Origin of the sequence: Streptomyces sp. NPDC056734, from assembly GCF_042790455.1 — a bacterium.
GTDB lineage: Bacteria > Actinomycetota > Actinomycetes > Streptomycetales > Streptomycetaceae > Streptomyces.
This window is the reverse complement of sequence record NZ_JBHTZD010000015.1, coordinates 155,031-173,459: the sequence shown is the minus strand read 5'-3', so window position 1 is coordinate 173,459 and position 18,429 is coordinate 155,031. Positions and strand designations below refer to the sequence as shown.

Here is an 18,429-nt window from a genome sequence, read left to right as displayed (position 1 = left end):
AGAAGGGGACGGGGCGGTGTGATCGGCCAGATCACTCCGCACCCCCCGGCATCGCCTGCGGCAGGTGTCCGAACAGGCTCCCCCGCCTAGGTGGGGCGGGGATGACCAAGGAGCCCGAGCTGAGCGCTCGCGTTCCCTTCAACAGCTTCGGCTCGTTGAGGTTGCGGGTCCAAGCGGGGTTGTCCTGCATCGTTTTTGCTCTCTCCTCAAGGGCTGACGGCGGGGAAGGAGCCGGCGGGGGCGGCACAGGGTCGTCCTCTCCGCAGCTCGCAACGGGTGCTGAAGTGGCGTAGGACCAGTTCATCGGCTCGGGCGGAAGAGCGGGCAACGGACGACCGGACGTTTTGGCGGACGTTTTCCCGTTTGGCGCGGAGGCCAAGTCGCTACCGTGAGAGAAAGGCTGCGGTCGTGAAGGGAAAGCGCGTGGCGGGCATGGGCGTAAGCGGACTGGCGCGGTTACGTCAGGTCGCCGGATACACACAGGCGTCCTTCGTGACGGCGTTCGCACGGGAATCCGCACGTCTCGGTGTCGACGCGTCGGTAAGCGTGCGGCAGCTCCGCCGTTGGGAGCGCGAGATGCCCCCACCGCTCCCTCACCCGAGTCAGCAGATCGTGCTGGAGGCGATGTTCGGCGTACCGCTCGCCGAGATGGGGTTCGATGTCCCCGCACATCGTGTGACGATCTCGGCGCCGATCAGCGACCCTGAAGAGGTGAAGCGGAGGACGTTTGTCGCCGACGCCGGTGCGCTTGCCGTGGCCGCCCTTGTTCCTGCCCGACCGGGCCCGAGGATCGGCTCCGCAGACATCGACCGGCTGCGTGCGAGGCTCGACGGCCTATACCAGACGGACCACACAGCGGGCAGCGTTCCTGCCATGACGCAGGCGAGCCGTATCGAGAGCCAGATCACGGGTGCCCTCGGGGCCGCTTCTTACACCAGCCGCATCGGCCATGAGCTACAGACGATGCTCGCCGAACTGCACGGTCACCGGGCGTGGTACGGCTACGACGGCGGACGTATCGATCAGGGGCGCGCCGCTTGCATGGAAGCTCTCGTGGCGGCGCAGCTCGTGGACAACCCGCTGTTGCAGGTCTCCGTGCTGGAGACGCTTGTGCTCCTCGCGATCAAGGCAGACCGGGCATGGGAGGCCGCGAGCGCGGTCGAGAACGCCTGCCGGCTCGCCACGCGCGCGAGTGCCGGACACACGGTGCACCTGGTGATTGCGCTCCGCGATGCCAACGTGGCTACCCACACGGGAGACTTGTCCGGGGCTCGCCGTGCCCTGAGCCGGGCCGTCAGTCACCAGGGACGCGTGGACACGGACGCCGAAGTTCCCAACTGGGCCCAATTCGTGGGCCCGTTCGAGGTCGACTACGCCACGGCGGATATGTATGTGCGGGCCGAGCAGCCCAAACGCGCCGTGCCGTTCCTGCGCGCTGCTGTCCGCGGCATCGGCGGCGACCTCGCCCGCAACAGTGCCTCGTACCGTGTGAAACTTGCGAAGGTACTCCTTGACGCCGGGGAGATCGAAGAAGCGTGCGCGGAGATGAGCGCCGTTCTCGATGTGTGCGGCGGGATCTCCTCACCGCGGCTGATGGGCAGGATCCGGGAGTTTGAGGGGGCCGCGGCCAAGGCCGACAGCGCTGCTGCCCGCGAATGCGGCGAGCGCATCCGTGAGGCCGTCGGAGGGGCCGTCACATGACGCACCACATGACACAACAAGGGGCAGTCCGGGTGGAACTCATGGACGGACCGGCCGCCGCGCACGCCGAGGACTCGTTCCGGCGGGTCTACGCGGAGGCGTTCGCGGAACCGCCGTATCAGGAGGGCCCGGACGACGTCGCGGAAGCCTTCCGCCGGTTTCGCTCCCAGGCGCGCAAAGGCACCTTCCGCGCCGCCCTGGCCGTCCGTAGCGAGGACGGTGAGCCGGTCGGCATGGCGTACGGCTTTGCGCTGGGCCCCGACACTCGGTGGTGGGACCAGCTGACCGAGCCCGTGCCCGAGGAGCGGCGACGCGAGGACGGGCGCCGCACCTTCGGGCTCATGGAACTCGCCGTGTGCCCGGCTTGGCGTGGGCAAGGCGTCGCGCGGTGCCTGCACGCGACCCTGCTCGACGGCATCGGTGCCGAGCGGGTGCTGCTCAACGTCCACCCGGGCAGCGCGGCGGCGTCGGCCGCCTATCGGGCCTGGGGATACCGGAAGGTCGGTGAGGCGCGCCCGTGGCGAGGCGCGGACCTTCATGACGTGATGCTGCTCGAACTGCGCTGAGCGCGCCCCGCGCGTGCGGGAGACGTGGCGTCACTCCGTCCTCAGCAACCGATTCACCGCCCGCCCGAACACCGCCCGTGCCGTCCGTTCCAGCAGCGGGTCGAAGAGGTCCGGCAGGAAGCGGACGCCGAGTTGCTCCCGCCACAGGACGCGGGTGCGGCCTCCCGGGCCGGGGTGGACCTCGATCTCCGCCCAGCCGCGTACCACCCGGCCGCGTTTGTCGAGGCGGCAGCGGCCCGGGGTGTCCGCGTCCGGCGGCTGCCAGCGCGTGATCTCCATGCGGTCGTCGAAGCGGAGCGGCCCGATGCCGGAGCGGGCCACGAGGACCGTGCCCTCGCGGGTGGGCGGCGCGGTGAGCACCGAGACCCGGGTGAGCGGGACGGCCGCCCCGTGCCGGGGCCAGTCGGTGAGCCGGCGCCAGGTCTCGTCCATCGGGAGCGGTGCCGTGCGTTCGAGCTGGAACGTGATCACGGTCCGATCCTAGGCAGCCGCGCGGCGCCGCCCGGGGCCGCCGCGTCCTGCCGGTAGACCTTGCCCGGCTCGGCCTCGCCCGGCGCGAGCAGCTGAGGGACGGTCACGAAGACGTATCCGCGTCCCTTGAGGGCGCCGATGATCCCCGGCACCGCCGGGACGGTCCCGTCGCAGATGTCGTGCGAAAGGATGATCCCGTCACGCTCGGGAGGGGAGGGGAGGGGAGGGGCGAGGCGAGGCGGGGCGGAACGGGGGATAGGCGGGGGAAGTGGGAATCCGTGCCTATGTGGTGACCCAGGGCCCGGACCGAACCGCCCGTGGCAACCTCAGCCGGTCACGGGCGTCCGGCTCGCCTTCGACGCCGCCGGTCCGGGCGCATCTCCGCCCAGTGGCCCGACATCCTCAAGGCCCCCGGAGGGCCCACGCACCGGCCGCCGTCAGCAACCCGTATACGTCCCGCCCCTCACCGTCAGCATCGCGTCAGGAGCCGTCCTCACCCCCCGTTCCCCGGGCGTAGCGTCGGCGATGAGCCCCGGCCGCCTCCCCGCGTACGGGGCGCTCACCGCTTCGACCGACCGAGCACGGCCTCCAGGAGGCAGCCATGGCAGACACCCGGTGTGACGACGACCCGGAGCCCTCCGATCGATTCCCGGGCGGACCGCTGTACGTTCCGGTCCGTCCGGGACCTTCCGGGTGCGCGGCCCGGTTCTTCCGCACCCCGCTGGGCGACCGTACGGCCGTCGCCTTCACCTCCGAGCGGCGGCTGACGGCCACCCTCGGCGCCGGACAGCCGTGGATCCGGCTCGCCGAACCCGCGCTGCGCGCGCTCTCCGAACCGCTGGGCGTCACGGCCCTCACCGTCGATCCCCAGCTCTCGGCCCCCGCCCCGGCCACCACGCCCCGGCCGTCCAAGGCCCGCCGCGCCGTCGGCCCGCCCGCCGTCCTGAGGCTCACCGGCGCCGCCGCGCTCGTGTCCGCGCTCGCGTTCTGGATCGACTGAGATCGATCGGCTGAGACCGACCGAGACCGACTGAGATCGACCGAGGGGGAAACACCCATGACCACCGTCCACGACACCGTCGCCGCCGCTGCCTCCACCCCCACGCCCGGCTCCCTGTCCGTATGGCCCGGCTCCACCACCGAGACCCGGCCCGGCGAGGTCGCCGTCGGCGGGGTGGCGCTCACCGAGGTCGCCGACCGCTTCGGCACACCCGTGTACGTCCTGGACGAGGCCGAGGTGCGCGACCGCTGCCGCACCTACCGGCACGCCTTCCCGGACGCCGAGATCCTCTACGCGGCCAAGGCGTTCCTGTGCCGGGCCATGGCCCACTGGGCGGAGGAAGAAGGGCTGGGGCTCGACGTCTGCTCCGCCGGTGAGCTGGAACTCGCCGTCACCACCGGCTTCCCCGCCGAGCGGATCGTGCTGCACGGCAACGCCAAGTCACCCCGTGACCTGGAGACCGCGCTCCGGCTCGGCGTCGGCCGGGTCGTCATCGACAGCCCCTCCGAGATCGCCCGCCTCGCCGCCGCCGTCGGACCCGACGGCCACCAGAAGGTCATGGTCCGGGTCGTCCCCGGCATCTCGGCGGGCGGCCACGAGAAGATCCGTACCGGCACCGAGGACCAGAAGTTCGGGCTGTCCATCTCCGACGGCTACGCCCAGCACGCCATCGCCCGCATCCTCGACCAGCCCCAGCTCGAACTCACCGGCCTGCACTGCCACCTGGGCTCCCAGATCACCAGCGTCAAGCCCTACCTCGCCGCCGTCCGCCGCCTCGTCGGCCTGATGGCCCGGCTGCACCGCCAGCACGGCATCACCCTGCCCGAACTCGACCTCGGCGGCGGCCACGGCATCGCCTACCGCCCCGGCGAACCCGCCCTCGACCTCACCGCCCTCGCCCGCAAGGTCCGCACCGAACTCACCGAGGCGTGCACGGCCGCCGGCCTGCCCGTCCCGCGCCTGATCATCGAACCCGGCCGGGCCATCGCGGGCCCCGCCGGCATCGCGCTCTACCACGTGCTCTCCGTCAAGAACACCGGCTCGCACACCTACGTCGCCGTCGACGGCGGCATGAGCGACAACCCGCGCCCCGCCCTGTACGGCGTCCGGTACGCGCCCCGGCTGATCGGCCGGGCGGGCGGCGCCCCGGCCCCGGTCACCGTCGTCGGCCGGCACTGCGAGGCGGGCGACATCCTCGCCGCCGACGTCGAACTCCCCGAGGACATCCGCCCCGGCGACCTCCTCGCCGTCCCGGTGGCCGGCGCCTACCACCTGTCCATGGCCTCCGGCTACAACCTCGTCGGCCGCCCACCCGTCGCCGCCGTCGCGGACGGCCACGCCCGCCTGCTGGTCCGCCGCGAGTCCCTGGACGACATCCGCGCCCGGGATGTGGGCCTGTGACCCCCCAGGGGAAGGGGAGGGTCCCTGGCGTGAGCGGGATTCCCCCCTTCCCCTCCCTACCTCAGGCCAGCTCCCCCCGCACCGTCCGCGCCGCCGCCACCAGGTTCTCCAGTGACGCCCGGGTCTCCGGCCAGCCGCGGGTCTTCAGACCGCAGTCGGGGTTCACCCACAGGCGTTCGGCCGGGATCGCCCGGAGGCCCTCGCGCAGCAGCGCCGCCGCCTCGGCGGTGCCCGGTACGCGCGGGGAGTGGATGTCGTACACGCCCGGCCCGGCCTCCCGGGGATAGCCGTGCGCGGCCAGTTCACGGGCCACCTGCATGTGTGAGCGGGCCGCCTCCAGGCTGATGACATCGGCGTCGAGGTCGTCGATGGCCCGCACGATGTCACCGAACTCGGCGTAGCACATATGGGTATGGATCTGGGTGTCCGGGCGGACCCCGGCGGTCGTCAGCCGGAACGCCTCCGTCGCCCACGCCAGATAGCCCGGCCGGTCGGCGGCGCGCAGCGGCAGCGTCTCGCGCAGCGCGGGTTCGTCGACCTGGATGACGGACGTGCCGGCCGCCTCCAGGTCGGCCACCTCGTCGCGCAGGGCCAGCGCCACCTGCCGGGCACTCTCGCCGCGCGGCTGGTCGTCCCGTACGAACGACCAGGCCAGCATGGTGACCGGGCCGGTCAGCATGCCCTTGACCGGGCGGTGGGTGAGCGACTGGGCGTACGTCGTCCAGCGCACGGTCATCGGCTCGGGACGGGAGATGTCCCCGGCCAGGATCGGCGGGCGGACGTACCGGGTGCCGTAGGACTGGACCCAGCCGTGCTGGGTGGCGAGATAGCCGGTGAGCTGCTCGGCGAAGTACTGGACCATGTCGTTGCGTTCGGGCTCGCCGTGCACCAGGACGTCCAGGCCGGTCTTCTCCTGGAAGGCGATGACCTCCTGGATCTCGGCCCTGATGCGCTCCTCGTAGGCCGCCGTGCCGATCCGGCCCGCCCGCAGTTCCGCGCGGGCGGTGCGCAGTTCGGCGGTCTGCGGGAACGAGCCGATCGTCGTCGTCGGCAGCAGGGGCAGGCCCAGGTGGGCGCGCTGGGCGGCGGCCCGCTCGGGGTACGGCCGGGAGCGGCGGGCGTCGGAGTCCGTGACGGCGGCGGCGCGGGCGCGCACGGCCGGGTCGCGGGTGATCGGCGAGAGCGCGCGGGAGGCCAGGTCGGCCCGGTTGGCGGCCAGTTGCGCGGCGATGGCGTCCGTGCCCCGGGTCAGGCCCTCGGCGAGGGTGACGATCTCCGCGGTCTTCTGCCGCGCGAACGCGAGCCAGCGCCGTACCTGCGGCTCGATGTCCCGCTCCAGGGCAGTGTCCAAAGGCACATGGAGGAGCGAGCAGGACGCGGCCACGTCCACCTGGTCGGCGAGACCGAGCAGCGTGCCCAGGACGGAGAGGGACGCCGTCAGGTCGTTGACCCAGATGTTGCGGCCGTTGACCACACCCGCCACCAGCCGCTTGCCCGGCAGTCCGCCGACCGCGGCGAGCGCGTCGAGGTTCGCGGCGGCCGACTCCGTGAAGTCCAGGGCGAGCCCCTCCACCGGTGCCTTCGCCAGCACCGGCAGCGCCTCGCCCAGCCGGTCGAAGTACGACGCCACCAGCAGCTTCGGCCGGTCGGCGAGGGCGCCGAGGTCCCGGTAGGCGCGGGCGGCGGCGTTCAGTTCGGCCGGGGTGCGGTCCGCGACCAGGGCGGGCTCGTCCAGCTGCGCCCACTCGGCGCCCGCCGCGTGCAGGTCGGCGAGGACCTCGGCGTACACCGGGAGCAGCCGGTCCAGCAGGGTCAGCGGGTCGAAGCCCGCGGGCACGCCCGGCGCGGGCTTGGCGAGCAGGAGGTAGGTGACCGGGCCCACCAGCACCGGACGGGCGGCCGGACCGAGGGCGAGGGCTTCTTTCAGCTCGGTGACCTGCTTGGCGGAGTCGGCGGTGAAGACGGTGTCCGGGCCCAGCTCGGGGACCAGATAGTGGTAGTTCGTGTCGAACCACTTCGTCATCTCCAGCGGCGCCACGTCCTGCGTGCCGCGCGCCATCGCGAAGTACCCGTCCAGGGCGTCGGCGGCCACCGCCTCGCGGTGCCGGGCGGGGATCGCGCCGACCATCACGGTCGTGTCGAGCACATGGTCGTAGTAACTGAAGTCACCGGTGGGGACCTCGGCGATGCCGGCCTCTGCCAGCCGCCGCCAGTTGTCGCCGCGGAGCCCGGCGGCGGTGGCGCGCAGTTCGTCGGCGCCGACCCGGCCCTTCCAGTAGCCCTCGATGGCCTTCTTCAGTTCCCGGCGCGGTCCCTGACGGGGGTAGCCGTACACGGTCGCCCGTGCCGCCGCGGCTGCGGACTTGGCTGTCACGGAGATCTCCTTCGCGAGATGAATCCCTGAGATCCCGGGAACGGGACGAGGACGCGAAGGGTGCCGGACCGGGCGGGACATCGACTTGGCGCGCTGCGGCGCGGTCATCCGCCTGGTACGTACGCCGACCCGCCCACGAGGTCACCGGGAGTCCGCGCACGGAGGTCCGCGCGCGGGCAGTGGCAGGTCTTCGGACTCACGGGCACGTCCTGACGACGTCAGGTCACCTACTGGCCGTCGCTTCCCAGGCCCGGCCGGGCCCAGTGCGTATGACGGCGGTCGTTCCCGCTCACCGCTGCGGGGCAGTCCCGGATTCCCACCGGGTTCCCTCTTACGACGCATCCCGCCTGGCTGACGGGGCGAACCAGCTGCACAGGCCACCCTAACCGCTCGATGCGCCGGGGGACACCCGTGCCGTGCCCGGGGGAGCGGGCACGGCAGGGGAGCGGGTGATCCGCGCTCAGGGAGCCTTCTTCGTCCTCCCTTCCGGCTTCCCGGGGCCCTCGGGCGGCTCGTAGCGCAGCGGGGTCAGCTGGTGGACGTCGTAGCGCAGCCGCAGTGCGGCGATCGCCGGGTCATCGACCTCACCGCCCGGGGCGAGGATCTCCAGCAGTTCCTCGAAGTACCGCTCGTGGGCCGGGGGCGGGGCGGCCTGGAACAGCACCCTGGCCGGTGTGCGGCCGGTGTTGGCGAAGGCGTGCGGGCAGCCCGGCGGCACGAACAGCAAGGTGCCGGGCCCCGCCCGCACGGCCCGCTCACCGGCGGCCGACTCCCACTCCCGCCAGTGCTCCGGGGACCGTACGAGCGGCTCGAAGGCCAGTACCTCCAGCTCGCCCTCGATGACGTAGAACAACTCCTCGCTGTGGGTGTGGGTATGGGCGCCGACATCGAACCCGGGCGGCACGACGACCTCGAAGGTGGAGGCCGCCCGGGAGTGCTCGCCGGTCACCTTGAAGGTCACCTCCTGGGCGGCGACCGTCACGGTCCGGCCCCGGCCGGGCGGCACCAGCAGCGGTCCGGGAACCGTGTGCGCCGCCGTCATCGCCCTCCGCTCGCCGGGTCGCCGGCGGGGGCCCGGGTCCCGCTCACCGGGTCACCGGCAGGGACTCGGGCCCGCGGACCAGGGCGCCCGGCTCCCCGTGCGGCAGCCGGGCGGGCGGCGGATCGAGGTCCGGGCCGGTCAGCCCCGGTACGGCCCGGACACGCGTCGGCCGGCCGGTGAGCGCGGCCGGGGTCATGACGGGCCCTCCGTGGACACCGAGGCGGTGCCGGCAGCGGGCGCCGGGGCCTGCGCGCGGACCCGCACCGCGGCGACGGGGACCACCCGCTCGGGCACCTCGGGCGGGGGACCGGCGGGAGCCGGGGCGGTGGCGCCCACGGCGTGGGCTGCGTCGACCGGCACGGCGGTGGCGGCGGAGGCGGAGGTGGTGGAGGGGGCGGGGGCGGCTGCCGACCGCGCGGCGGCGGTGGCGGCGGTCCGTGCGGCGGTGGCGGCGGCGGTCCGTGCGGCGGCCTCGACGACGACCGCGGTGTCCGCCGTGACGCCCGACCCGGCCCCCGTCTCCGCCGTGCCCTCGGGGCTGTCGGTGGTCCAGCGGCCCATCGAGATCTCGGCGGTGATGCCCGGCCCGAACCCGGCGATCATCCCCGACGCCCCCGGCGCGCAGCCGCCCTCCTCGAACAGCCGGCGCAGCGCGTCCAGGACGACCGCGCTCGCGATGTTCCCGTACTCGGCCAGCGTGGCCCGGCTGAAGCGGAACATCTCCGGCGGCACCGCGAGATAGTGACTCAGGTCGTCCAGGATGCGCGGCCCGCCCGCGTGGATGAGATAGAAGTTCTGCGCGCTGGCGTCCCGCCGGTGCCGGGCGGCCAGCGCGGACAGTGCCGGGGCCAGCTGCTCCATGGTGCCCGGGACCCGCCGGTCGAGCTGGAAGTGGAAGCCCGTGGGCCGTACCCGGTAGGCGATCCAGTCCTCGCTGTCCGGCACCAGATACGAGCCGTTCACCTCCAGCTCGATGCCGGTGCCGCCCGAGCCGCGGACCACGGCGGCGGCCACCGCGTCGCCGAACAGCCCGTTGGACAGCATGTTGCCCACCGTCAGATCGGTGGGCTGGTAGCACAGGGAGCAGAACTCGCAGGCCACGATGAGGGCGTTGGAGCCGGGATGGGCCTGGCAGAAGTCGTGCGCCCGGTTGATGGCGGCGCCGCCCGCCGCGCACCCGAGCTGGGCGATGGGGATCTGCCGGCAGTCGTACCGGAACCCCAGTGTGTTGATCATCCACGCCGTCAGCGAGGGCATCATGAAGCCCGTGCACGACACATAGATGATCAGATCGATGTCGCGTGGTCCGAGCCCGGCGTGCTTGAGGGCCCGCTCGACCACCTCGGGGACGCGGGCCTTCGCCTCGGCCTCGTACGTCGCGTTACGGGCCTCCAGGCCCGGATGCCTGAGCGTGCGCTCCAGCGGCTGCACGATGTGGCGCTTCTGGACCCCGGTGTTGCCGATCAGCCGTAGCGCGAGCGGTAGTTGCTCGTGCCCGGCGTACAAGGAGCGGGCCAGACCCAAGGTCTGTTCATGAGTGATCGTGTACTCGGGTACGGCTACCGCGGGGCGGCACAGTACAGGCATGGTTTCCCCCTTCAGAGATGATCCGCTACAGAGATCCGTCTCGGCAGACCGGTCCTTGCCCGTCATGTCCTTGGAACATGCGACAAGCACACTAAACGCACCCGATGGCGTGAGATGGGTGTACGAGTGGGTATGAAGGGGCGCGAATCCCCGGACCGGGCCGGGGCACGCGCTGGCGGTCAACGGAATTCGCCCTCCACGACCGTCCTCGTCACCGGCACCACCGGGAGCGTCGGCCGCCCGCTCGCCGCTCGTCCCGTACCGCTGTTCTCGGTCAGATGCTCCAGGGTCCACATCATCCGCACATGGTCGAAGGAAGCGTCGGCGAAAGGCAGACGTCCGGCGTGGGCGACGTGAAGACCGGCGGACAGCCCCTGGGCTGCGAGAACCGGCAAGGCAGCCCGTCGGTCACGGAAAAGAGCTTGGACAGGCGAGGGGGCAAGAAGCTGACCGCATCCGCGTGGACCCGCGAGACGCTTCCGGGTTCCGGCCCGCTCGTCGAGGGGCGCCCGCCCGGGAACGCGTACGTGAATGCGCACTTCCGGTTGCCCGAAAGGGTCCCTTTCCGGCCCGAACCGCCCGAGGCGACCCCTGCGCCGGGGAGCCGATGGGCACAGTCACTCCCAGTCGTTCCGGTCCATCCGCCACGCCGGTCCCGCCCGGGGCCGGCCAACGACCCAGGGAGCCCCATGCGGCAGCACCCTCCCCTCGTCCTGGACCCCCACGGCACCGGCTGGCAGTCGGAGTACCGCACGCTGCGCGCCGCCGGATCCGCCACCCGCGTCGACGTCCTCGGGGTGACCGCGTGGTCGGTCGCCGATCCCGCCCTGCTCAAGCACCTGCTGACCAGCCCCGATGTCTCCAAGGACGGCCGGGCGCACTGGCCGGACTACGAACGGACGGTCGCCACCTGGCCGCTGGCCCTGTGGATAGCGGTGAAGAACATGTTCACCGCGTACGGCGGCGACCACCGAAGGCTCCGCCGGATGGTCGCCCCCGCGTTCAGCCGCCGCCGGACAGCGGAACTCGCCCCCATCGTCGCGCGCATGGTCACCGCACTGATCGACGACCTGGCGGCCGGGAGCGGCGCCGATGACGGGGAGGGCTCCGGGGACGGGCGGATCGACCTGCGCGAGCGGCTGGCCTACCCCCTCCCCATCACCCTGCTCAGCCATCTCCTGGGCGTGCCGGACGAAGAGACGCTGCACTTCCGCACGGTGGTCGACGGCATCTTCGACACCACGCTCACCCAGGAGCAGGCCGCCGCCAACAGCGCGCGGCTCTTCGCGCTCGCCGCCGATCTCGTCGCCGCCAAACGCGGTGCGCCGGGCGACGACATGACCTCGCTGCTCATCTCGACCCGCGACGAGGAGACCGACAGCGCCTTCACCGACCTGGAACTGCGCGACACCCTCATCCTGATGATCAGCGCGGGCTACGAGACGACGGTCAACGTCATCGACGAGGCCATCGTCTCGATGCTCACCCACCCCGGCGAACTCGACCGCGTCCGGGGCGGTGAGGCGGGCTGGGCGGATGTGGTCGAGGAGACCCTGAGGCTCACCCCGGCCCTGCGGATACTGCCCCTGCGCTTCGCCGTCCGGGACATACCGCTCCCCGACGGCCGGACCATACGGCAGGGCGAGGCCATCCTCCCCGCCTACGGTGCCGCCAACCGCCACCCCGACTGGCACGGTGCTGACGCCGACACCTTCGACGTCACCCGCCCCCACAAGGACCACATGGCCTTCGGCCACGGCGTCCACTTCTGCCTGGGCGCCCCCCTGGCCCGTATGGAGGTAGCCGAACTCCTCCGCCAGCTCTTCACCCGCTACCCCGGCCTCCGCCTCGCCGTCCCGCCCGACCGTCTGCGCCCCCTGGGCTCCATGATCAGCAACGGGCACCGGGAACTGCCGGTGCATCTGGGGGATCCGGTGGGTGGGTGAGGTCCGCTCCGAGCCGGTGTCCTCCGAGGACCGGAGGGGGCCCTACCGCGTCTCCCGTCCCCCCGGCTCCGGAGCGTCCAGCTGCGAGGCCAGCACCGCCGCCTGGACGCGTCGCTGGACGCCCAGTTTGGCGAGGAGGCGGGAGATGTGGTTCTTGATGGTCTTCTCGGAGAGGTAGAGCTTCTTGCCGATCTCGCGGTTGGTGAGGCCGTCCCCGATGAGGGCGAGGATCTCGCGCTCACGGGGGGAGAGACCGGCGAGTTCGGGGGCGAGGGCCGGGGTCTCGGCGGGGTCGGCGCGCAGGGAGCGCATCAGCCGGGCCGTGGTCGCGGGGTCCAGCATGGACTGCCCGGAGGCGACCGTGCGGACCGCCGAGATCAGGTCGGAGCCCTTGATCTGCTTGAGGACGTACCCCGACGCCCCCGCCATGATCGCGTCGAGCAGCGCGTCCTCGTCGTCGAACGACGTCAGCATCAGACAGGCCAGCTCCGGCATCCGGCTGCGCAGCTCACGGCAGACCGTGATGCCGTCGCCGTCCGGGAGCCGTACGTCCAGCACGGCCACGTGCGGACGCAGGGCCGGGCCCCGGACCAGCGCCTGCCGCACGCTGTCGGCGTCGCCGACGACCGAGATGTCCGGTTCGGCGTCGAGCAGATCGGTCAGACCCCGCCGTACGACCTCGTGGTCGTCGAGCAGGAAGACCCGGATCGGGTCCTGTTCGGTGAAGGTGAAGGTGTGTGTGTCGGGCATGACGACCCCTTGTGTGGCATTCCCCGGTCGCCGACGGGGCGCGGGCTCCTCGTGATGTCGTGGCACTCCCGATCATCGCGCGCGGGGGCCGTACGGACCAGGGCCGACCGGCCCCACTCCCGTCCGCGGTACCGGATCACTCCCGGATCATTCGGCGGTCACAGCCGGTTGCCCGCGCCGTACGGGGCGTACAGGTCCAGGAGGCGGGTGCGGGCCGCGTGCAGCCGGTGGGCGAGGACGTCGCCGACCCACTGGGCGATCGCGCGGCCCAGCGCGGGGTCGTCGTCGCCCATCGCGCGGACGGCGGTGGCGTCGAACTCGTACGCCCGTACGGGCGTCATCGCCTCCGCGCCCAGATGCCACACATGCGGGGTGAACAGCCAGGACCAGCCGACGAGTTCGTTGTGCCGCAGGGTCTCGATCACGGCGGCGCGGCGGCCGGGCACATGCAGATCGAGTTCGACCGTGCCGGTACGGATGATCCAGAACCGGTCGGCGTGGCCGCCCTCCTCGAAGAGCCGGGTGCCCTGGTCGAAGGACACCTCTCGGGCGACACTCATCAGCCGCTGCCGGTGATCGATGTGCAGGGCGCGCAGCGTGCTGGGTGTGGCGGTGGTGGTCATCGTTGCCTCCCGACCCGGTGGGGCGCAGCCGCCGGCAGTGGGGCTGCCTCTACCAGAGTGCGCCTGCCGGTGTCCCCACGGCCATGGGCCACTCGTCCCGGCCGCCCGCACCCACCCCGGGCCGTTCGGCCCCCGGCGGGGACCTCCGGCCCCTGCCGGGTGGCGGGCCCGGGGGCCAGGCTGGAGGGAGCGGAAAACCAAGAGGTGCCAGGAGGTGGACGTCATGACACGCCCCGTCATCGTCGGGCTCGACGGTTCCCGGGAGAGCCGGGCGGCGGGTGAATGGGCGGCTCGTGAGGCGCGGTTGCTCGGTGCGCCGCTGAAGGTGGTGCATGTGTGGGAGCCGGTGCCCGAGCCACGGGCGGCGTTCCCCGCCGCGGAGACCCAGGCGCACTGGAGCGAGCGCGTCCCCCGGGAGGCGGCCGAGGGCATCCGGCTGCGGCACCCGGGGCTGCCCGTCACCACCGAGCAGTACCCCGGCCGTCCCGCCGAGGCCCTCGCCGCCGCCGCGGACGACGCCGAACTGCTGGTGCTCGGCTCCCGGGGGCTCAGCGGGATCGGCGGCTTCATGGTCGGCTCGGTCGGGCAGGCCGTCGTGGCGCGGACCCGGCGTCCGGTCGTGCTGGTCCGGGCCGGGCAGCAGGCCGCCGCCGAGCACGAGAGCGACCCGGTCGGCATCCCGTCGGCGGCGACCCCGTTCCGGCCCGTCGTCCTCGGCCTGGACCTCCGGTCCACGGACACCGCGACGATCGAGTTCGCCTTCGCCGCCGCCGAGCGCCGGGGCACCGCCCTGCGGGTCGTCCATGGCTGGAACCCTCCCCCGTACCACGTCTACGCCCTGGCCCTGGACCCCGCCTTCCACGGCTCGCTGGCCCAGGAGGAGGCCGGTGCCCTGACCGAGCTGCTGCGCCCCTGGCGCGACAAGTACCCGGACGTCGAGGTCGTCGCCGAGTCGCTGTACGGCACTCCGGGCGACCACCTGGTCGACGCCTCCCGCCAGGCGTCCCTGGTCGTGGTCGGACGCCGGATCCGGCGTCATCCGATCGGCGCGCACATCGGCCCGGTCACCCAGACCGTCCTGCACCATGCCGCGGCGCCCGTCGCGGTCGTCCCTCACGACTGACGGTCACGGATAGTCGCAGACGGTCACAGGGCACCCGTAGCCGAGAACGAACCATCACGAGCACGAACCATCACTGGAGGAGCGTCATCATGAAGGCAGCGGTCGTACGGGCCTTCGGAGCACCGCTGGTCATCGAGGACCGTCCCGATCCCGTGCCCGGTCCCGGTCAGGTCCGGGTCCGGGTCGAGGCGTCCGGGCTGTGCCACACCGACATCCACGCCGCGCGCGGCGACTGGCCGGTCAAGCCCAGCCCGCCCTTCGTGCCCGGCCACGAGGGCGTCGGCCTCGTCGAGGAACTCGGCGCCGGAGTCACCCACCTGAGCGTCGGCGAACGGGTCGCCGTGCCCTGGCTGGGCAAGGCGTGCGGACGCTGCGAGCACTGTCTGTCCGGCTGGGAGACCCTGTGCGAGCGGCAGATCAACACCGGGTACGGCTGCGACGGCGGGTACGCGGAGAAGATGCTCGCCTGGGCCGACTTCGCCCAGCCCGTGCCCGAGGGGGTCAGCGCCGTCGACGCCGCCCCGCTGACCTGCGCGGGCGTCACCACGTACAAGGCGCTCAAGGTGGCGGGCGTACGGCCCGCGCAGCTGGTCGCGGTGTCCGGGATCGGTGGGCTCGGGCATCTGGCCGTGCAGTACGCGAAGATCGCCGGGGCGAAGGTCGCCGCGATCGACGTCACCGACGAGAAACTCGAACTCGCCGCCGGACTCGGCGCGGACGTCCTCATCGACGCCCGCAAGGACGATGTGGCCCAGGTGCTCAGGAGCCACGGCGGGGCGCACGCGGCGATCGCGCTCGCGGTGAACGAGTCCGCGTTCGCCGCCGTCAACGCCGGGCTGCGGCGCGGCGGCAAGCTGGTCATGGTCGCCCTGCCCGCGCACGGCACCATCCAGATCCCCATCTTCGACACCGTGCTGAACGGCACGAGCGTCATCGGCTCGATCGTCGGCACCCGGCAGGACCTCGCCGAGGTCTTCCGGCTGCACGCGGACGGCCGTACCCGGGTCATCAGCGAGATCCGCTCGCTGGACTCGGTCAACCAGTCGATCGACGACGTACTGCGCGGCCTGGTCAGGGCCCGGATCGTCTTCGATCTCACGGAAGGACGGTGACCATCATGGAACTCCCGGTCGTGATCGGGGTCGACGGCTCACAGCCCGCGCTGCACGCGGTCGACCGGGCGGCGGACGAGGCCGCCCTGCGCGGCGCGGAGCTGCGGGTCGTGTACGCCTCGCTGTGGGAGCGGTACGAGGGCAACGCCCTCGCCGACGATCTCGGTGAGTCCGGCGAGGAGGTGAGGGGCCGCGACATCGTGGACTCGGCCGCCCGCCGGGCCCGGCTGCGCCATCCGGCGCTGCGGGTGTCCGTGGACGTCGTGCCGGAGGAGCCCGAGTACGCGCTGGTGCGCGAGAGCCGTAACGCGTCGCTGCTGGTCACCGGCAGCCGGGGCCGCAGCGGGCTCGCCGAGGCGCTGCTCGGCTCGGTCAGTCTGAGCGTGGCCGGGCACGCCCACTGCCCGGTGATCGTGGTCCGCGGCGAGGGGTCGCCGGGGCGCGGGGGCCGGATCGTGGTGGGCGCGGGCGAGGACTCCACGGAGGCGCTGCGCTTCGCGGCCGAGGAGGCCCGGCGTCAGGGGGCGGTCCTGGATGTCGTACGGGCGTGGCGGGCCCCGGTGCAGGGCAGCCCCAGCCCGGCGGCGCTGGCCGGGGAGTCCGCCCGGCACCGTGAGCGGCGGGCGGCGCGGGAGCTGGACGCGGCGGTGGAGGAGGCGCTGAAGGGTGCGCCCGATGGTCTTGGGGACGGCCTCGACGTGCGGCGCCGTACGGTCGAAGGGGCCGCGCGGAGTGTGCTGGTGGACGCCTCGCGGGGGGCCGACCTCGTGGTGGTCGGCGCCAAGCGGCGACCGAGGACCTTCGGTCTCCAGCTGGGCCGGGTGGCGCACCGGGTGCTGCATCATGCGGGCTGCGCGGTGGCGGTGGTGCCTGAGCGGGGGTGACGGGGTGAGGGTGACGGGGCGGGAGTGACGGGGTGCGGGTGCGGGTTCGTCGTGGCTGGTCGCGCAGTTCCCCGCGCCCCTGGCGGCGATGGAGGTAGCGGCGTATCGGTGCCCCTGGCGGCGATGGAGTCGGCGGTGTTGTCAGAGTCGGGGGTGTGGTCAGGGGGGTCAGCGGCTTGCCGCGTGGTCCGGGACGTAGGTCTGGAGATCGCGTGGTGGGCGTTGGTAGCCGGTGGATGCCGGGCGCTCCGGCAGTTCCAGGACCGGGGGCGGGACCTCGTGGTAGGGGACGGTGTCCAGCAGGTGGGCGACCATGTTCAGCCGGGCCCGGCGCTTGTCGTCGCTCTCCACCACGAACCACGGTGCCTCGGTGATGTCCGTGTGCACCAGCATCTCGTCCTTGGCCCGTGAGTACGCCTCCCAGCGGGTGAGCGACTCCAGGTCCATCGGGGAGAGCTTCCAGCGCCGCAGGGGGTCTTCCAGCCGCTTGCGGAAGCGTTCCTGCTGCTCGGTGTCGCTCACCGAGAACCAGTACTTGCGCAGCAGGATCCCGTCCTCGACCAGCATCCGCTCGAAGATCGGGCACTGGCGCAGGAACAGCTGGTACTCCTCCTTGGTGCAGAAGCCCATCACATGCTCGACCCCGGCCCGGTTGTACCAGGACCGGTCGAACAGCACGATCTCCCCGGCGGCCGGGAGATGCTCCACGTACCGCTGGAAGTACCACTGCGTGCGCTGGCGCTCGGTCGGCTTCGGCAGGGCGGCGATGCGCGCGATACGGGGGTTGAGGTGCTCGGAGACCCGCTTGATGGTGCCGCCCTTGCCGGCCGCGTCCCGCCCCTCGAAGACCACGACCAGCCGCGCGCCCGTCGTGCGCACCCACTCCTGGAGCTTGATCAATTCGGTCTGGAGCCGCAGCAGTTCCTGTTCGTACACCGCGCGGGGCACTTTCGTCTTCTTCTTGCCGGCCACTGCGCCCTCCACTGCCCGTCCATGCCCGTACATGCCCGTCCATCAAGTGGACGTCACGGTACTTTCCTACGCGGTTCCGCGCACCCCGGTCTCCGTCGTCGGGCGGGTCAGCTCCCGGGGCAGGTCGGGGTGGATGTCGAAGACGCCGCCGAGCTGGGCGGCGCGCAGGGTCCGCAGGAAGTGGCGGCCGCCGGCGATCAGCCGCAGCCGCCCCTGCCGGGCGCGGACCCGGTTGCGGGTGCGGCACAGCACCCCGAGTCCGGCGCAGTCGATGAAGGAGACCAGGCGCAGATCCACCACCAGATCGGGGTGCGGCGCCGAGGCCAGCGCGTCCAGCCGGGCCGCCAGCGGCGCCGCGGACACGAGGTCGATCTCGCCGGACAGCGCGACGATCGTCGTCCCGCCGACGGTACGTACCGGAGGCTGCGGTGCGGGCCTCGTCTGGTTCTCGGACATACTCCGATCAAACCGGCCCGGGCGAGCCGGCGAAAGGGCCGGACGGTCCCTGCGGGGGTGCCGGTCGGCACTCCGTGCCATCGGGCGTGGGGCCTGGGCGTGTGTTTCCGGGCCCCGGTTCGTCGGGGGTTTCGCTTCTGCGGGGCTTCCCGGCTTCCGGGCGCCTGGGCCTCCGGGCTACCCCGGGCCCTGGGCTCCGGCCCTACCCGGGCGCCTGCTCCTCCTCCGGGCCTTCTGGCCTTTTGGGCGCCTGGGCTTCCGGCTTCCTCGAACCCTGGCTCCCGGGGCCCGAGGGCTCTGGCCCTTCGGGCCTTGGCCTCCTTCGGGCCTTGGCCTCCTTCGGGCCTTGGCCTCCTTCGGGCCTTGGCCTCCTTCGGGCCTTGGCCTCCTTCGGGCCTTGGCCTCCTTCGGGCCTTGGCCC

Annotated in this window: 17 protein-coding genes, 2 pseudogenes and 1 riboswitch; of the genes and pseudogenes, 8 read left to right on the top strand and 11 right to left on the bottom strand. The window is 72.6% G+C overall.

Annotation, left to right across the window (positions count from 1 at the left end):
• Positions 1–408 precede the first annotated feature (408 nt).
• The gene (locus ACFRFC_RS23570; RefSeq protein WP_382690579.1) at positions 409–1,701 is read left to right on the top strand and encodes a hypothetical protein; all 1,293 of its coding nucleotides are present in this window, start codon (positions 409–411) and stop codon (positions 1,699–1,701) included.
• Positions 1,702–1,709: 8 nt separating this feature from the next.
• Entirely contained in the window at positions 1,710–2,267 is a 558-nt protein-coding gene (locus ACFRFC_RS23565) for a GNAT family N-acetyltransferase (protein WP_383112651.1), read from the top strand.
• A gap of 30 nt (positions 2,268–2,297) precedes the next feature.
• Here the strand turns inward: ACFRFC_RS23565 and ACFRFC_RS23560 are convergent, their stop codons facing one another.
• Both ACFRFC_RS23560 and ACFRFC_RS23555 read right to left on the bottom strand, forming a co-directional pair.
• On the bottom strand, positions 2,298–2,738 hold the full coding sequence (locus ACFRFC_RS23560) for an SRPBCC family protein (RefSeq protein ID WP_382690577.1): 441 nt from the start codon (positions 2,736–2,738) through the stop codon (positions 2,298–2,300).
• Positions 2,735–2,941 (bottom strand): annotated as a pseudogene (locus ACFRFC_RS23555) (hypothetical protein); the annotation flags it as partial. The pseudogene ACFRFC_RS23555 and the gene ACFRFC_RS23560, both read right to left, overlap by 4 nt.
• A gap of 398 nt (positions 2,942–3,339) precedes the next feature.
• Between ACFRFC_RS23555 and ACFRFC_RS23550 the strand changes: the two are divergent.
• Both ACFRFC_RS23550 and lysA read left to right on the top strand, forming a co-directional pair.
• Positions 3,340–3,738 (top strand): SAV_915 family protein, encoded by a 399-nt coding sequence (locus tag ACFRFC_RS23550; RefSeq protein ID WP_382690575.1) that lies wholly within the window; start codon positions 3,340–3,342, stop codon positions 3,736–3,738.
• A 57-nt stretch (positions 3,739–3,795) separates the two neighbouring features.
• Complete coding sequence (lysA, locus tag ACFRFC_RS23545; protein ID WP_382690573.1) at positions 3,796–5,139, top strand: diaminopimelate decarboxylase; 1,344 nt, start codon at positions 3,796–3,798, stop codon at positions 5,137–5,139.
• A 61-nt stretch (positions 5,140–5,200) separates the two neighbouring features.
• Here the strand turns inward: lysA and metE are convergent, their stop codons facing one another.
• The 5 genes and pseudogenes from metE to ACFRFC_RS23520 all read right to left on the bottom strand — a co-directional run bounded on the left by metE (position 5,201) and on the right by ACFRFC_RS23520 (position 10,537).
• Positions 5,201–7,513 carry a 5-methyltetrahydropteroyltriglutamate--homocysteine S-methyltransferase gene (metE, locus tag ACFRFC_RS23540; RefSeq protein ID WP_382690571.1) on the bottom strand — a complete coding sequence of 771 codons (2,313 nt, stop codon included), beginning with the start codon at positions 7,511–7,513 and terminating at the stop codon, positions 5,201–5,203.
• A gap of 180 nt (positions 7,514–7,693) precedes the next feature.
• Positions 7,694–7,880, bottom strand: a riboswitch (cobalamin riboswitch).
• 93 nt (positions 7,881–7,973) lie between these two features.
• Complete coding sequence (locus tag ACFRFC_RS23535; protein WP_382690569.1) at positions 7,974–8,555, bottom strand: cupin domain-containing protein; 582 nt, start codon at positions 8,553–8,555, stop codon at positions 7,974–7,976.
• Positions 8,556–8,598: 43 nt separating this feature from the next.
• Complete coding sequence (locus tag ACFRFC_RS23530; protein ID WP_382690567.1) at positions 8,599–8,751, bottom strand: hypothetical protein; 153 nt, start codon at positions 8,749–8,751, stop codon at positions 8,599–8,601.
• 350 nt (positions 8,752–9,101) lie between these two features.
• A pseudogene (locus ACFRFC_RS23525) lies at positions 9,102–10,142 on the bottom strand (type III polyketide synthase); the annotation flags it as partial.
• Positions 10,143–10,321: 179 nt separating this feature from the next.
• The gene (locus tag ACFRFC_RS23520; protein ID WP_382690565.1) at positions 10,322–10,537 is read right to left on the bottom strand and encodes a methyltransferase domain-containing protein; all 216 of its coding nucleotides are present in this window, start codon (positions 10,535–10,537) and stop codon (positions 10,322–10,324) included.
• Positions 10,538–10,831: 294 nt separating this feature from the next.
• Between ACFRFC_RS23520 and ACFRFC_RS23515 the strand changes: the two genes are divergently transcribed.
• Positions 10,832–12,088: a cytochrome P450 gene (locus ACFRFC_RS23515; protein WP_382690563.1), complete on the top strand. Its 1,257-nt coding sequence runs from the start codon at positions 10,832–10,834 to the stop codon at positions 12,086–12,088.
• A 42-nt stretch (positions 12,089–12,130) separates the two neighbouring features.
• On the opposite strand, the gene ACFRFC_RS23510 is transcribed toward ACFRFC_RS23515, so the two are convergent.
• Both ACFRFC_RS23510 and ACFRFC_RS23505 read right to left on the bottom strand, forming a co-directional pair.
• Positions 12,131–12,838: a response regulator gene (locus ACFRFC_RS23510; protein WP_382690561.1), complete on the bottom strand. Its 708-nt coding sequence runs from the start codon at positions 12,836–12,838 to the stop codon at positions 12,131–12,133.
• 158 nt (positions 12,839–12,996) lie between these two features.
• Positions 12,997–13,461 carry a cyclic nucleotide-binding domain-containing protein gene (locus tag ACFRFC_RS23505; RefSeq protein ID WP_382690559.1) on the bottom strand — a complete coding sequence of 155 codons (465 nt, stop codon included), beginning with the start codon at positions 13,459–13,461 and terminating at the stop codon, positions 12,997–12,999.
• Positions 13,462–13,684: 223 nt separating this feature from the next.
• Between ACFRFC_RS23505 and ACFRFC_RS23500 the strand changes: the two genes are divergently transcribed.
• The 3 genes from ACFRFC_RS23500 (at position 13,685) to ACFRFC_RS23490 (ending at position 16,580) form a co-directional block, all read left to right on the top strand.
• Positions 13,685–14,584 carry a universal stress protein gene (locus ACFRFC_RS23500; RefSeq protein WP_382690557.1) on the top strand — a complete coding sequence of 300 codons (900 nt, stop codon included), beginning with the start codon at positions 13,685–13,687 and terminating at the stop codon, positions 14,582–14,584.
• 89 nt (positions 14,585–14,673) lie between these two features.
• A complete protein-coding gene (locus ACFRFC_RS23495; protein ID WP_382690555.1) occupies positions 14,674–15,696 on the top strand; it encodes a zinc-dependent alcohol dehydrogenase in 1,023 nt (340 codons plus the stop codon).
• A 5-nt stretch (positions 15,697–15,701) separates the two neighbouring features.
• Positions 15,702–16,580 carry a universal stress protein gene (locus tag ACFRFC_RS23490; protein ID WP_382690553.1) on the top strand — a complete coding sequence of 293 codons (879 nt, stop codon included), beginning with the start codon at positions 15,702–15,704 and terminating at the stop codon, positions 16,578–16,580.
• Positions 16,581–16,748: 168 nt separating this feature from the next.
• Here ACFRFC_RS23490 and ppk2 read toward each other — a convergent pair whose 3' ends face one another.
• Both ppk2 and ACFRFC_RS23480 read right to left on the bottom strand, forming a co-directional pair.
• Positions 16,749–17,552, bottom strand: a complete 804-nt coding sequence (ppk2, locus tag ACFRFC_RS23485) for a polyphosphate kinase 2 (protein ID WP_382690551.1) — start codon at positions 17,550–17,552, stop codon at positions 16,749–16,751.
• 66 nt (positions 17,553–17,618) lie between these two features.
• Complete coding sequence (locus ACFRFC_RS23480) at positions 17,619–18,008, bottom strand: STAS domain-containing protein (protein ID WP_382690549.1); 390 nt, start codon at positions 18,006–18,008, stop codon at positions 17,619–17,621.
• Positions 18,009–18,429 lie beyond the last annotated feature (421 nt).

What these genes read in the sequence shown, in the direction of transcription:
- lysA (WP_382690573.1), top strand. Translation starts at nt 3,796, where the DNA reads ATGACCACCGTCCACGACACCGTCGCCGCCGCTGCCTCCACCCCCACG.
- ACFRFC_RS23480 (WP_382690549.1), bottom strand. Translation starts at nt 18,008, where the DNA reads ATGTCCGAGAACCAGACGAGGCCCGCACCGCAGCCTCCGGTACGTACC.
- ACFRFC_RS23500 (WP_382690557.1), top strand. Translation starts at nt 13,685, where the DNA reads ATGACACGCCCCGTCATCGTCGGGCTCGACGGTTCCCGGGAGAGCCGG.
- ACFRFC_RS23535 (WP_382690569.1), bottom strand. Translation starts at nt 8,555, where the DNA reads ATGACGGCGGCGCACACGGTTCCCGGACCGCTGCTGGTGCCGCCCGGC.
- ACFRFC_RS23510 (WP_382690561.1), bottom strand. Translation starts at nt 12,838, where the DNA reads ATGCCCGACACACACACCTTCACCTTCACCGAACAGGACCCGATCCGG.
- ACFRFC_RS23565 (WP_383112651.1), top strand. Translation starts at nt 1,710, where the DNA reads ATGACACAACAAGGGGCAGTCCGGGTGGAACTCATGGACGGACCGGCC.
- ACFRFC_RS23530 (WP_382690567.1), bottom strand. Translation starts at nt 8,751, where the DNA reads ATGACCCCGGCCGCGCTCACCGGCCGGCCGACGCGTGTCCGGGCCGTA.
- ACFRFC_RS23490 (WP_382690553.1), top strand. Translation starts at nt 15,702, where the DNA reads ATGGAACTCCCGGTCGTGATCGGGGTCGACGGCTCACAGCCCGCGCTG.
- ACFRFC_RS23495 (WP_382690555.1), top strand. Translation starts at nt 14,674, where the DNA reads ATGAAGGCAGCGGTCGTACGGGCCTTCGGAGCACCGCTGGTCATCGAG.
- ACFRFC_RS23505 (WP_382690559.1), bottom strand. Translation starts at nt 13,461, where the DNA reads ATGACCACCACCGCCACACCCAGCACGCTGCGCGCCCTGCACATCGAT.
- ACFRFC_RS23515 (WP_382690563.1), top strand. Translation starts at nt 10,832, where the DNA reads ATGCGGCAGCACCCTCCCCTCGTCCTGGACCCCCACGGCACCGGCTGG.
- ACFRFC_RS23550 (WP_382690575.1), top strand. Translation starts at nt 3,340, where the DNA reads ATGGCAGACACCCGGTGTGACGACGACCCGGAGCCCTCCGATCGATTC.